This window comes from Micromonospora sp. KC721 (assembly GCF_004348355.1).
Classification (GTDB): Bacteria; Actinomycetota; Actinomycetes; order Mycobacteriales; family Micromonosporaceae; genus Micromonospora.
The window spans coordinates 1-12,292 of sequence record NZ_SMJY01000033.1; the positions used below are offsets into that span (position 1 = coordinate 1).

At 72.0% G+C, this 12,292-nt stretch carries 12 protein-coding genes and 2 pseudogenes; 9 read left to right on the forward strand and 5 right to left on the reverse strand.

What is annotated here, in order from left to right; genetic code table 11:
- Nucleotides 1-158: 158 nt before the first annotated feature.
- Nucleotides 159-992 (reverse strand): O-methyltransferase, encoded by an 834-nt coding sequence (locus E1182_RS08750; protein ID WP_132262776.1) that lies wholly within the window; start codon nucleotides 990-992, stop codon nucleotides 159-161.
- A gap of 125 nt (nucleotides 993-1,117) precedes the next feature.
- Here E1182_RS08750 and E1182_RS08755 point away from each other — a divergent pair, with 125 nt between their 5' ends.
- From E1182_RS08755 to E1182_RS08785, 7 genes are all read left to right on the forward strand, one after another.
- Nucleotides 1,118-2,191 (forward strand): LCP family protein, encoded by a 1,074-nt coding sequence (locus tag E1182_RS08755; protein WP_132262779.1) that lies wholly within the window; start codon nucleotides 1,118-1,120, stop codon nucleotides 2,189-2,191.
- Nucleotides 2,192-2,381: 190 nt separating this feature from the next.
- Nucleotides 2,382-3,851, forward strand: coding sequence for a sugar transferase (locus E1182_RS08760; protein WP_132262781.1), 1,470 nt, complete (start codon nucleotides 2,382-2,384; stop codon nucleotides 3,849-3,851).
- Nucleotides 3,848-5,131, forward strand: a complete 1,284-nt coding sequence (locus tag E1182_RS08765) for a hypothetical protein (RefSeq protein WP_243706108.1) — start codon at nucleotides 3,848-3,850, stop codon at nucleotides 5,129-5,131. The genes E1182_RS08760 and E1182_RS08765 overlap by 4 nt, the downstream gene beginning before the upstream one ends.
- A gap of 2 nt (nucleotides 5,132-5,133) precedes the next feature.
- A complete protein-coding gene (locus tag E1182_RS08770) occupies nucleotides 5,134-5,985 on the forward strand; it encodes a glycosyltransferase (RefSeq protein ID WP_132262783.1) in 852 nt (283 codons plus the stop codon).
- Entirely contained in the window at nucleotides 5,982-7,064 is a 1,083-nt protein-coding gene (locus E1182_RS08775) for a glycosyltransferase family 4 protein (RefSeq protein ID WP_132262785.1), read from the forward strand. Before E1182_RS08770 ends, E1182_RS08775 begins: the two co-directional genes overlap by 4 nt.
- On the forward strand, nucleotides 7,061-8,020 hold the full coding sequence (locus E1182_RS08780; RefSeq protein WP_243706109.1) for a glycosyltransferase family 2 protein: 960 nt from the start codon (nucleotides 7,061-7,063) through the stop codon (nucleotides 8,018-8,020). Before E1182_RS08775 ends, E1182_RS08780 begins: the two co-directional genes overlap by 4 nt.
- Complete coding sequence (locus E1182_RS08785; RefSeq protein WP_132262787.1) at nucleotides 8,020-8,865, forward strand: glycosyltransferase family 2 protein; 846 nt, start codon at nucleotides 8,020-8,022, stop codon at nucleotides 8,863-8,865. Before E1182_RS08780 ends, E1182_RS08785 begins: the two co-directional genes overlap by 1 nt.
- A gap of 77 nt (nucleotides 8,866-8,942) precedes the next feature.
- Here E1182_RS08785 and E1182_RS08790 read toward each other — a convergent pair whose 3' ends face one another.
- From E1182_RS08790 to E1182_RS08805, 4 genes and pseudogenes are all read right to left on the reverse strand, one after another.
- On the reverse strand, nucleotides 8,943-10,661 hold the full coding sequence (locus E1182_RS08790; RefSeq protein WP_132262789.1) for an O-antigen ligase family protein: 1,719 nt from the start codon (nucleotides 10,659-10,661) through the stop codon (nucleotides 8,943-8,945).
- Between the two features lie 166 nt (nucleotides 10,662-10,827).
- A pseudogene (locus tag E1182_RS08795) lies at nucleotides 10,828-11,069 on the reverse strand (type II toxin-antitoxin system RelE/ParE family toxin).
- Nucleotides 11,066-11,365, reverse strand: a complete 300-nt coding sequence (locus E1182_RS08800; RefSeq protein WP_207914147.1) for a type II toxin-antitoxin system Phd/YefM family antitoxin — start codon at nucleotides 11,363-11,365, stop codon at nucleotides 11,066-11,068. The pseudogene E1182_RS08795 and the gene E1182_RS08800 overlap by 4 nt, the downstream one beginning before the upstream one ends.
- A gap of 83 nt (nucleotides 11,366-11,448) precedes the next feature.
- Nucleotides 11,449-11,697 carry a hypothetical protein gene (locus E1182_RS08805; protein WP_371687526.1) on the reverse strand — a complete coding sequence of 83 codons (249 nt, stop codon included), beginning with the start codon at nucleotides 11,695-11,697 and terminating at the stop codon, nucleotides 11,449-11,451.
- Between the two features lie 286 nt (nucleotides 11,698-11,983).
- Between E1182_RS08805 and E1182_RS32070 the strand changes: the two genes are divergently transcribed.
- Entirely contained in the window at nucleotides 11,984-12,184 is a 201-nt protein-coding gene (locus tag E1182_RS32070; protein WP_243706110.1) for a hypothetical protein, read from the forward strand.
- Nucleotides 12,144-12,260: pseudogene (locus E1182_RS32075) on the forward strand (DUF4037 domain-containing protein); the annotation flags it as partial. The gene E1182_RS32070 and the pseudogene E1182_RS32075, both read left to right, overlap by 41 nt.
- Between the last annotated feature and the right edge of the window lie 32 nt (nucleotides 12,261-12,292).

Below are 12,292 nucleotides of genomic sequence, written 5' to 3' on the forward strand. Positions count from 1 at the left end.
GTCGTGGGGCGCGCTGCCGTCGGTCACGTCGATCGATGCTGCCGGACCGGGGGTGGGCGGACAAGCGGGCTAAGCGAAAGCTAAGACAGTCTCCCTCGATCGTGACTCGGCGGCGCGGCGGCGATCACGGGGAGCGACATGCGGGCGGCGGTGGGCGGTCACCACGCGGCACCGATTCCGTCGCCCGGGTACCAGTGCTCCAGTGGAGTTTCCTTGTACGCCAGGAAACGGCGGCCGGTGCGTTCGGCGTGTTCGGCCAGGACGTTGGTGACGGTGACGTTGTCGGTGAGCAGGATCGCCCCGGCGGCGAGTTTCGGTTCGACCGCCTCGAACTCCCGCTTCTCGTGGGCCCGGCTGTGGTCGCTGTCGTGCAGGAACAGGTCGACCGGGCGGTCGAGGGCGGCGATGGAGGCGATCGAGTCGCCGATCACCAGGTCGATCACGTCCGACCAGGGCGCGCTGCGGGCGAGGTAGCCGGCCTCGGGGTTGATGTCCAGGGAGGTGAGCCGGCCGGGGTGCCCTTCGGCGGCGTTGCGCAGCAGCGCGGCGGCGAGTACGCAGCTGCCGAGTCCCTTGTCGACGCCGGTCTCCACGACGTGTCCGGGTCGGGTGGCGCGGACGATGGCGTACCAGCCGATCCGGCGGGCGTACCGGACCTGCTTGTCGGCGAGGCCGCGGCGCGCGGAGCCGGCGGTGGCCCGCTCGATGTGGCCGCGCAGTGTGTCGTCGGACTCGATCTCGTCGAGATAGGTCCGGACCTGTTTGATCGGGACGTCGCAGACGACGCTGACGAACCAGGCGAGGTGCTGCCGGCTGAGCTTGGTCAGCTCGTAGGTGTAGTTGTGGTGTTCACGGGAGGTGAACAGCCACCGGGCGGTGGTACGGATGACCTTGGCGTCGTGCCGGGCGACCCGGGCCAGCCGCTTGGGGAAGGCGGCGACCGGTGCGAGGCGGGTGCGGGCGATGGCCCGGCGAAGCGTCGTAGCGTCCACCCGTGGGTTTGTACCAGGTGAAGGGCGAATCGGCGAGAGCCACGTCGATCGGTTGACCGTGTGGTCGGGGCTGACCGTCCGGACGAGGGTCACCACGGGCAAACGTGAATCAGTAGCATCGCGCCATGTCCGATCGCCAGCAGCTCGCCGATCCCGATCCGCGCCTCGCGTCCGATGTGGAGTCGGATGCTCCGGCGGCTGCCCCGGCTCCGCGTCGTCGTCGTGGGCGGCGGGTCGCCCTGGTCGTGCTGCTCGTGCTGGCGTTGCTGTCCGGCGGCGGGGTCCTCGCGGCCGGGCTGTACTACCGTTCGGTCGACTCCTCGATCGAGCGGGTCGAGGCGTTCGAGGACGTGCCGCAGGAGTCGCGTCCGCAGGCGGAGGCCGCGGCCGGGGGCGCGCTGAACATCATGATCCTCGGCAGTGACTCCCGCGACCAGGAGAACGCCGGCGGGTCCCGCAGCGACACCATCATCCTGGCCCACCTCACCAGGGACCGGTCGAGTGCCCAGCTCATCTCGATCCCCCGGGACACGTGGGTGCACGTGCCCCGGTCGAAGAGTGGGCGCGGCGGCCGAGACGCCAAGATCAACGCTGCCTACGCGTGGGGCGGCGTCCCGCTCATGGTCCAGACCGTGGAGAAGTTCACCGGGGTACGCGTCGACCACGTGACGATGATCGACTTCGCCGGTTTCAAGGAGATCGTCGACGCGCTGGGTGGCGTCGAGGTCGACGTGGAGAAGGACTTCACCACGAAGTACTCGCTCGACCCGAGCGGAAGCCGGACCTTCGTCAAGGGCCGGCAGACCCTGTCCGGTGCGGCCGCGCTGGACTACGCGCGCGAGCGGCACGCCTTCGCCGACGGTGACTTCGCCCGGATCCGCCACCAGCAACAGGTGATCAAGGCGATCCTGGACAAGGCGGCCTCCGGCGGCGTGCTGACCAACCCCGGCAAGCTGAACTCGTTCGTCCGGGCCAGCACGAACGCGGTGGCGGTGGACGAGTCGCTGTCCCTGGTGGACCTGGCCATGAAGCTGCGTCACCTGAGGAGCGACAATCTGACCTTCGTCACCTGCCCCAGCCGGGGGACGGGCCGGGTGGGCAGCGAGAGCGTCGTCTTCGCGGACACGGCGAAGACCGGTCGCCTCTTCGACGCGGTTCGCCGCGACGACGTATCCGACATCATCGCTGTCGGAAAGTAGGAAGTCCTTTCACCTCGCCGGCTCTGGTGGGTGCACCGCTGCGCTCGTATCCTTCGATCGCCTCCGGCGTTCGTGAGTCGCCGGGGGTCGTCACGGGGGAGGATCGGCCATGTCACGCCTACCGGCGTCAGGGCACCCTGCTGCGACCGCCATCCACCTCGACGGGCCGTCACAGCAGTCAGCGGAACCGATGGACGACCCGACCGACGACGCGGGGCTCCGCCCGGGCCATCCGGCCGCCCGGCTGGCGGCGGACCCGCCCGCCGCCGAGCGGCAGTCCGGAATGGACACCACGGCCGTTCTGCCGTACGCCGGTTCGCGGGCCTCACGGCGTACGCGCCGGTTGCGGGCCTGGATGATGGCGGCCCCCCTGGACGTGGTCGCGCTGCTCGCTCCGCTGCTGGTGAGCCAGAACTACTGGCGCGGGACGCTGGTCAACGCCGCCCTCACCGTGGCCTTCTTCGCGGCGGGCGGGCTCTACCGGCCCCGCCGGCACGTTGGCTTCCTGGACGAACTGCCCAGCCTCGGCGGTCGGCTGCTGGCGTCCGGGGCCGTGGTGGCGATCATCGCGGCCGAGCGCCACGACTCGGTGCAGTACGTCAGCGGTTTCATGCACGGCGTGGCGCTCTCCGCCGGTCTGGTGATCGTGGGACGCGCGTTCAGCCGCACGGTGCTCCTCGTCGCGCGGAAGCGCCGGTGGGTGGAGCACAACGCCATCATCATCGGCAGCGGCCCGATCGCGGTCGAACTCGCCCGGCTGCTGCGCCGCTACCCGCAGTACGGGCTGCGGTTCGTCGGCTGCGTCGACACCACGACGCGACCGGGCACCGCCGCGCTTCCACTGATCGGCACCCTCGCCGACCTGGCGCGACTCACCAGGGTGCTGGACTGTGAAGTGCTGATCATCGCGGATCCGGACTGTCCGGAGTCGTCCCTGATGGACATTCTGCTCCAGCCCACCACGGCCCGCTGCGACCTGTGGGCGGTGCCCCGGCTGTGGGGTTCCCGGTCCCACGGCGGCTATCCGGACCACGTCGGCGCGATTCCCATCGTCAAGATCGGCGACACCACGCTCTCTGGTCCACGGTGGGCGGTCAAGCGCGCCTCCGACCTGCTCTTCGCGACTGCGGCGCTGCTCGTCCTGAGCCCGGTGCTGCTGCTCTGCGCGGTGGCGACGTTCCTGGAGGGCGGCCGGGGCATCTTCTTCCACCAGGAACGGATCGGCCGGTACGGAAAGCCGTTCAAGGTCATCAAGTTCCGTTCGATGCAGCCGGTCGACGAGCAGGAGTCCCGGACGAACTGGTCCATCGCGCACGATCGACGGGTCGGGCCGGTCGGCCGCTTCATGCGCCGTACGTCGCTGGACGAGCTGCCGCAGCTCTGGAACATCCTGCGCGGCGAGATGAGCGTCGTCGGGCCCCGGCCCGAACGGCCGTACTTCGTGGAGAAGTTCTCGGTGGAGTACCCGCGCTACGCGATGCGCCACCGCGTGCCGGTGGGGCTCACCGGGCTGGCGCAGGTCAGCGGCCTGCGCGGGGACACCCCGATCTCCGACCGGGCACGCTTCGACAACTACTACGTCGAGAACTGGTCGCTCTGGCTCGACATCAAGATCGTGCTGCGTACGGTGGCGGAAGTGTTCCGGGGTGGTGGGCGTTGACCGGCCCCGCCCCGCGCGCCGCCGTTCACGACGGCGACCTTCAGGCCGAGAGCGTGCCGCCGTCGGGCGAGAGCGCGCCGCCGCCCGTCGCACGGCTGCTGCGGCGGCTCGTCGCACCCGAACTGCTCTACCTCGCCGCCCTCGGCCTGACCGGCGTGGCGGCGGTGGTCTCGGTTGCCCTGCCCGCCGCCGAGCGCGGTGAACTGGCCGCCAACATGGTGGCCGCGACGCTGGGCGCGGCCGTCGGCGGGCTGTCACTGGACACGTTCCTGCTGTCCCGCCCGGCCGGCTGGGTCGCCTCCCGGGGCCGGGCACGGGTGCTGGCCATGCTCGGGGTCTCGGTCCTCCTCTCCGGGGTCGCCGCCGCCGGGCTGACCACGGCGGCCGGCCTCGGCAGCCACCTGGTCGGGGTGGGCTCGGCAGCCGGCCTGACCGTCTTCAACACCGTCTCGTCGTTCGCGCTGCGACGCCGCAGCTTCCGGCTCGTCTACGCGATGCGCGCCGCGAGCGGGGCGGTGCTGGTCGGTGGCTACCTCGCCCTGCACGCCGTCGGCCGGCTCGACGGCGGCCTGTGGAGCCTGGTCTGGCTGGGCGTCCAGTGGCTCAGCGCGCTGGCCGTCTGCGGCCTGGTGCTGGTGACGCTGCGGCGGGCCGGAGCGTTCCCGCCGCCCTCGGCCACCGGCGCGGACCACCGCGCCGACCTGCTCGCCGTCGGCAACCTGCACCTCGGCATCTTCGCGCAGATGATGACGCTGCGGTTCAACCAGATCCTGGTGGCCCGGTTCGTCGGCGCCGGACCGCTCGGCGTCTACGCCCTGGCCGTCGCGGCCCTGGAGTTCGCGCAGGCCGGTGCCGTGGTGCGCGCGCAGCGCATCCTCGCCGACCGCGACGGCGCGGACGGGCCGGACCCGACCAGGGCGGTGGTCCGGGCCGCCGCACCGATCGCCCTGGCCGCCGTCGTCGGGCTCGCCGTGCTGGGCCACCTGCGACCGGAGTACCGGCACGCCTGGCTCCTCGGGCTGCTGCTGCTGCCTGGTTCGCTGGCCACCGCGGCCGGCAAGAGCTGGAGCGCGCTGTTGTTGAAGCGGCGCGGCGAGCGGGCGACGACGACGGTCGCCCTCGTCACGGTGGCGGTCGCGATACCGGCCTACTACGGGATCATTCCCTGGGCCGGCGCGGTCGGGGCGGCGCTCGCCTCCTCGCTCGCCTACGCCGTACACGCCTTCGCGTCGAGAGCCAGCCTGCGGCGCGAGCCGCCGCCGAGTCAGGAAACGGTGTGACAATGGATGTCTCGATCGTGGTTCTCGCCTGGGAGGACTTCACGCGGACCCGCGCCTGCGTGCTGTCGTTGCCCCGCGAGGCCGAGATCGTCGTGGTGGACAACGGCAGCTCCGAGCAGATCCGGCAGGCGCTGGCGGAGTTCTGCGCCGAGCAGGGCGTGAAGTACGTGCAGTCCGGCTCGAACCTGGGCTACGCCCGGGGCATGAACCTCGGGGTACGCCACACCAGCCGGTCGAACGTGATCCTGTCCAACAACGACATCGTCGTACACGACGGTGCCGTGGCCCGGCTGCTGGCCGCCCTGGACGACCCCGGGGTGGGCGCGGCCTTCCCCGCCGTCCTGACCCCGCAGGGCGTCCCGCAGACCGAGGGCGGGCGTTTCCTGAGCGTACGGGTCGGGTTGGCGCACGCCACCGGGCTGAGCCTGGTGGCGCCGAAGCTGCGGATCGTCGCGCCGCCGGAGCGGGCGGACTGGTTGACCGGGCCCTTCGTCGCCCTGCGCCGGGACACCTTCGACGCCATCGGCGGGGTGGACGAGACGTCCTACTTCTACTCCGAGGACATGCGGCTGTGCTGGGCCGTCCGGCAGCGGGGCATGCGGCTGGCGTACCTGCCGGACGCGGTGATCATGCACGAGGACGACGCCACGGCGAAGCGGCGCTGGTCCGAGGAGGAGATCTCGCGCCGGCGTACCCGGGAGTTCATCCGGGCCAGCCGGGACATGGGGGGCCGGCGCGGCCGGGTCGCCGCCACCGCGTACGTCTGCGGGGTGCTGCTGCGCGCGGCGGTCGGCGCCAATCCGGTACGGCGGGCGATCGCGCGCGGCGCCGTCGAAGGGCTGCGTGCCTCGTGAGGGTGCTGTTCGTCTGCACCACCGGCGGCTCCGGGCGACGGCAGCTCGGCGGCGCGGAGCGGATCCTCACCGAACTCATCCCGGCACACGCCCGGACCGGGGTGGAGGTGGTCGCCGCCACCTCCGACGACGAGGTGGGCAGGGCGTTGCGGGAAGCCGGGGTGCCGTGGACGGCGCTCGGCGCCCGCAGCCGGGTCGACCTGGCGTACGCCCGGGAGCTGCGCCGGCTGGTCCGCGAGGTACGGCCGGACGTGGTCTGCGCCCACCTGCTGTCGGCGGCGATGCACGCCCGGGCCGCGCTGAGCACCGAACGTGTCCGGACCCCTCTCGTGGTGACCCTGCACAACAGTCTCTGGCAGTACCGGGACACCGCGGGGTCGCTGCGGCAGCGGGCCATGGTCCAGTCGAACATCACCCTCGACCTGGCGCTGCGCCGGATCCGGCCGCACGCGACGGTGGCGGTCTCCGAGTTCGAGGCCGCCGAGCTGCGCGACCGGGGCGGCGTCGGTGACGTGTGCCTGATCCCGAACCCGCTGCCGGTGCGTTGGCCGGATCCGCAGCCGGTGGACGCGCCGGTGACCGGCCGGCGGCCGGTGGTCGGCTACCTCGGCCGGTTGGAGCGGGAGAAGGGCGTCGACCTGCTGCCCGAGCTCGCCTCGTGCCTGCCGGACGTCGACTTCCGGGTCGCCGGGGCCGGGTCGCTGCCGATCGCCGCCCGCTCGAATCTCGAACTCGTCGGCCGGGTCGACGCGGCGGACTTTCTCCGGCGCGTCGACTGCCTCGTGGTGCCGTCCCGGGTCGAGTCGTTCGGGCTCAGCGCGCTGGAGGCGCTGTCGCTGGGCGTACCCGTGGTGCACACCGGGGCCGGTGGCCTGGCGGAGGTCACCCGGTACGCCACCGGCACCCTGGCGTTGCGGGCCGATCCCACGCCCGCCGCGCTGGCCGACGCGCTCCGGCAGGCGCTCGGGTCCGGGGTGTCGGCGGAGCAGCGGCAGCGGGTGGCGCGCTGGTACGCCGGGGAGTACGCCTTCGACCGGTGCGTCACGCGCTGGCAGAGCCTCTACCGGTCACTGACGTGACTTCGCCCCCAGCCGAGCAGGCAACGGAAGGCGGTGCCCCGGTGGCGCAGGAACTGACCATCGTCACGGTGCTCTACCGGTCCGCCCAGATGCTCGCCGACACGCTCCCCACCTGGGTACGCGCCGCCGAAGGGCTCCCGGTGCGGTTCGTCTTCGCCGACAACTGGCCGCAGGACGGCTGCGCGAAGGTGGTCGACGGCTGCCTGGACGCCGACCGGTACGACTACCTGCCCGACTCGTCGAACCCGGGCTTCGCGGCCGGCTGCAACCGGGCGGTGGCCGCCGCGCGGACGAGTCACGTCCTGCTGCTCAACCCGGACGTCTGGCTGCCCGGCGACGCGCTGGCCCGCGTCTGCGCCGCGATCGCGGCGGATCCCGACGCCCCCGTCGCGGTGGGTCTGGCCATGCACGGCGGCGAGTACGCCGGCATCGACCTGCATCCGGTCTCGCTGTTCATCGACCGTCCCGCCACGATGTCGCGGGCGCCGCTCGGTCCCTCGGGCGGCGCGGCGGTGTTCCCCACCGAGCTGTTCCGGCGGTTCGGGGGGTTCCACGAGCACCTGTTCGCCTGGGGTGAGGACGCCGAGTTGGCCTTCCGGCTCTACGCCGCCGGCGTACGCACCCGGACGCTTGACGTGATGCTTCCGCACGCCGGTGGCCACAGCGTCGACGGCGACGACCGGCTCCAGGGGTTCCGGGCCTTCCTGCTGGCCCGCAACCGGCTCCTGGTCGCGGCCCGCACCTTCACCTGGCCGCTGATGCTCGTCGCGGTGCCGGTCCTCGCGGTGGCGCATCTCGCGCTGGCCGCCCGGCGGGCCCGGCAGGGCCTGCTGCGACCGTTCCTGCGCGGGGTGGGGCGCGGCCTGCGGGAGGGGCCGGCGGCCCGCCGCCAGTGGCGCGGCGAGCGGTTCGGCTTCGCCACCCTGTACGGCTATCTGACAGTTCGGAGAGCGTGATGGCGGGACACCGGTGGAGTGTCGTGACGGTCAGCTACCACTCGGCGGAGACGCTGCGCCGCTGCTGGCGTGCCGGCCCGAAGCCGTACGAGTGGATTGTGGTGGACAACTGCTCCACGGACGACTCGGTCGCGGCGGCGCAGGAGCTGGGCGCGCGGGTGATCCGGCTGCCGGAGAACGTCGGCTTCGCCCGGGCCAACAACGCCGCCCTGCACGAGGTCACCGGCGACTACGTCCTGTTCGCCAACCCTGACCTGGAGGTCCGGCCGGACGGTCTCGACGTGCTGCGGCGCCATCTCGACACGCACGGCGGTCTGGTCGCTCCGCAGTTGCTCGCCTCCGACGGCGTGCCGCAGCCCAACGGCCGGGGCTTCCCGTACGCCACGGCGAAGCTGGGCAACCGGAAACTCTGGCCGTTGTCCCGCCTGCACGCCGGCTACCGGATGGTCGCGGAACCGGGCGAGGCGCGCTACGTGGCCTGGGTGATGGGCGCGGCGGTCGCCGGCCGCACCGCGGACCTGGTCCGGCTGGGCGGCTGGAACGAGCGCTTCTTCCTCTACTACGAGGACCACGAGCTCGGGCTGCGGGCGTGGCGCAACGACCTGCCCGTGGTGTTACTGGGCGACGTGCGGTGGACGCATCACTGGGCCCGCGCGACGAACTCGCTGCGCTGGTCTCGGGCGCACAGCCTGGAGCTGCGCAGCGCCCGGACCTTCTTCGGCATGTTCCCCGAGTTCCTGGTCGGGTTGCCGCCGGCCGCCCGCCGGCACCGGCACGCGGCCCGGCTGATCGGGTCGCCGGTGCCCCGGCCGTCGGCCGCACCCGATCCGACCACCGTGGGCTGACCTGGCCGCTCGGCGTCCGTCCGCAGGGGCGGTCGCCGACGCTCACCGGAGCACGAGAGCTGCTGCCGGGCCGGGGCTCACCGAAACGCGGGGGCTGTCGCCGCGCCGGGGGTCGCCGGGCTGCGGCGACGCCCGCCGAGGGCCGGCAGCGGCCGGGCGGTCAACGACGGGTGATCCGCCGCGCCCAGCGCCACCGCCAGCAGCGCCACGGCCACCGCCCCCGGCCACAGCCACACGTCGAAGAAGAAGATCTGCGCCGAGAAGCCCACCAGCAGAACGCGGGCCGGCACCGACCGCAGGTGCCGGTAGAGCACCACCAACAGCGACAGCAGGGCGGCCAGGCCGATGAGGCCGAAGTTGTACCAGAAGGTCAGGTACGTGTTGTCGAAGACCTCGGCCTGACCGTCGCCGATGCCGACGTGCTCCAGGTAGCGCACGTTGGATTCCGGTCCGTTGCCGAAGACGACGGTGGACCAGTCCCGGGTGATGCCCTTCCAGACGATGCTCATCCGGGTGAACCGCGCGCCCGCGCTGGCCGGGTCGGAAATCCTGGACCCCGCCACGTCGACCGCGTCGACGGGCGCGCTGGGGCTCGGCGCGGGCACCTGGGTGACGGCGGTCTCGGACCCGGGCGCGGGGGCCGTCGAGCTGGGTGCCGGAGACGCCGACGTCCGTCTGGGGGCAGCCGACTTCCGTGTCGGGGTCGCAGACGTCCGTGTCGGAGCCGCCGACGTCCGTGCGGGGGTCCCAGGCTTCCGGGTGGGGGCCGCAGACGATGGCGCAGGGGCCGCGGGCGTGGAGGCTACGGGCGTGGGTGCCGGAGCCGCCGAGGTCGGGGCGGGAGCGGCCACGTTGGACGCCGGCTCGGGCACAGCGGGAGTCACGAACGACGGTGCCACCGCCACGGCCGCGTAGGCGACCGCGCCGACGGCGACCGCGCTGCCCACCCCTCGAAGGGAGATCATCCGGAGGGATATCTCCCTCCACCGGAAGAACAGCCAGGCCGCGAGGGCGAGGATCGTGCCCACCCAGGCGCTGCGGGTGCCGGAGAGCACCAGCCCGACCAGGTTGGCCGTGAACGGGACGTACCAGAACCGGCCCCGCAGGGTCAGCGCGACCAGCGCCATCGCCATCGCGAAGGTGCCGTAGATGATGGGGTGCCCGGAAATCCCCACCGCCCGGGTGTTGTCGAAGGCCGAGGTGTACGTCCAGTGGTAGGCGAACTGGTCGAAGATCGGCCAGGTGCGGGACAGGGTCTGGTACTTCGCGAAGACGGCGACGGCGACGCTGAACCAGGTGAGCGCCGCGGCGATCCGCCGGATCGTCCGTGGGTCGCGGCGGGCCTCCTCCACCAGGTGCCAACCGAGTACGCCGTAGCACACCAGCGGGGCGAGGCCGACAACGACCGGCTTGGCGCTGTGCCAGTGGACGAGCCCGGCGAGCACGGCGCACGCCGGCAGCAGCAGCGCCGCGCCGACCAGTTTCGGCTGCCAGCCGTCCCGTTCGGCGCGCAGCACCCGGCCCCAGCCGGCGAGGACGAAGAGGACCAGCAGCAGAGTGTACGTGGGGTTCGTCGGGTAGCCGGGATCGATGGTCACCGGCACGGCGAAGGCGATGACCACGGCGGCCCAGGTGATCCGGACCGGTTCGCAGAGCACCCAGCCGAGCAGGGCGCCGACACCGACCGCGAGCGCGAACTGCCACCGGCCCGCCACCAGGAACCCGACCGCCAGGGCAACCAGCCCGGCACCACCGATCAGACGGGCCAGCTTGACTGCGGCAGACGACTCTCGCACCGTGCGATCGTACGGATCAGTCACCGCCTGTCGACAGCGGGTGCCCGGCGGCCCGCGATCGACGGTCCGGTGTGTTCCGCGCCCGTTCGGATCCGCTCAACGGCACCTGGATCGCCGCTGTCGCCCCGGTTGCCCGATGGCGGGCGGTGGGGGCGGCTGACGTGCGTTACGAGTAAACATCCTTGCGGTGCCCGACCGCATGGATGGTCAACTCGTCGTCGTCGAGTCGGTAGAGGACACGGTAGTCACCGACGCGCAACCGGCGCCCGGATCCGTCACGCATCTCGGTCGAGTTCTGCGGCGCGGGGACGGAGACCAGACCGAGGATCGCGCTCAGGACGGTCAGGAAACGTTGCGTGGCTGCTTGTGCAGCCAGACCAGCACGTCCCGGTCGATCTGAACCTTCACGCCGCCTCACCGTTGGCCCGCTCGGCCAGTAGCGCCTCAACCTCGCGTGGATCGACGCCGAGCGACTCCAGGGCGGCTGACAGCGGCACGAACTGGCCCTCGGCGCGGGAACGGGCGATCACCGCCGCGTCCCGGCGGTCTCGGAACGCCTCAATCTCTTCCCACTCGTCGATGCCGATCAGTACGGCGACGGGTCGTTCGTACTTGGTGATGATGACCGGTTCACCGGTTCGCTCGACCGCATCCAGCACCCGACCTGCGCCATCGCGGAACTCTCGCAGCGTAATCCTGGTCATGTACCGCACTGTACCATGCGGTACCGTTAGATGCGGCTTCACAACCGCACCGATGCCGTCGCTCTCCACCGAACAACTGCTCATCAAGTACGTCGTCGCTGTCGCCCCGGTTTCCCGATGGCGGGCGGCGGGGCGACCCGCAGTCCGGACTTCTGCACGAAGATCGACCGTCGAGCCACCGCGTCGCCCCTGGCGTTGAGCTGGTAGCCGTCGAGCCAGATCCACCCGTCGTAGGTGATCCAGTCGAGCACCCGGGTCAGCCGGAAGTGGATCGGGTGGACGAACTGCACGCTGGCCTCCCTGTTCCCGTAGAGCAGGTCACCGGACTTCACGGCAGCCACCCGAGGAACCGACGATGAAGCAGGCCAGCCGGAGCCCAACCCATGTCCTGCGTGGCGGACACCAGGCACGAACCCAGGTAGAGCGCGAGGGAGAGCGGGGCCTGGTCGTACTCGGCCAGCAACTCGCGACGGCGGGTGCGGCAGGGCCAGGGAGCACCACACCCCGCGCACGTCCAGATCGGCAGGACCGGGCCATGCGTTGCTGGCGGCAAGGCTGCCGAAGCGGTTTCGCGGGTGGTCAACCCACTTCGAGCCGCCGGACGGGCGGGTGCGGGTGATGACGGGGACGGACGGGCCGGTGGCGCACCGGGTCGTGGTCACCGATGTCGGCACCTGGTGCGATGCGCGGCTCGGCTTCGACGCGCGGCGCCAACTGACGGTCCTGGATTGGCTGGCCACGCCGGGGCAGCGGCTGGCCGAGGTCACCGGCGTGGCGGGTGTTCCACGACGGAATCGGCGAGTTGAGCGCCGTACGTGATCGTCTCTCCTGGTATCCCGGCGACGTGTGGCGCTACGTGTTGGCCTGCCAGTGGCTGCGCATTGGTGAGGAGGAGGCATTCGTGGGGCGCGCCGTTGAGGCCGGCGA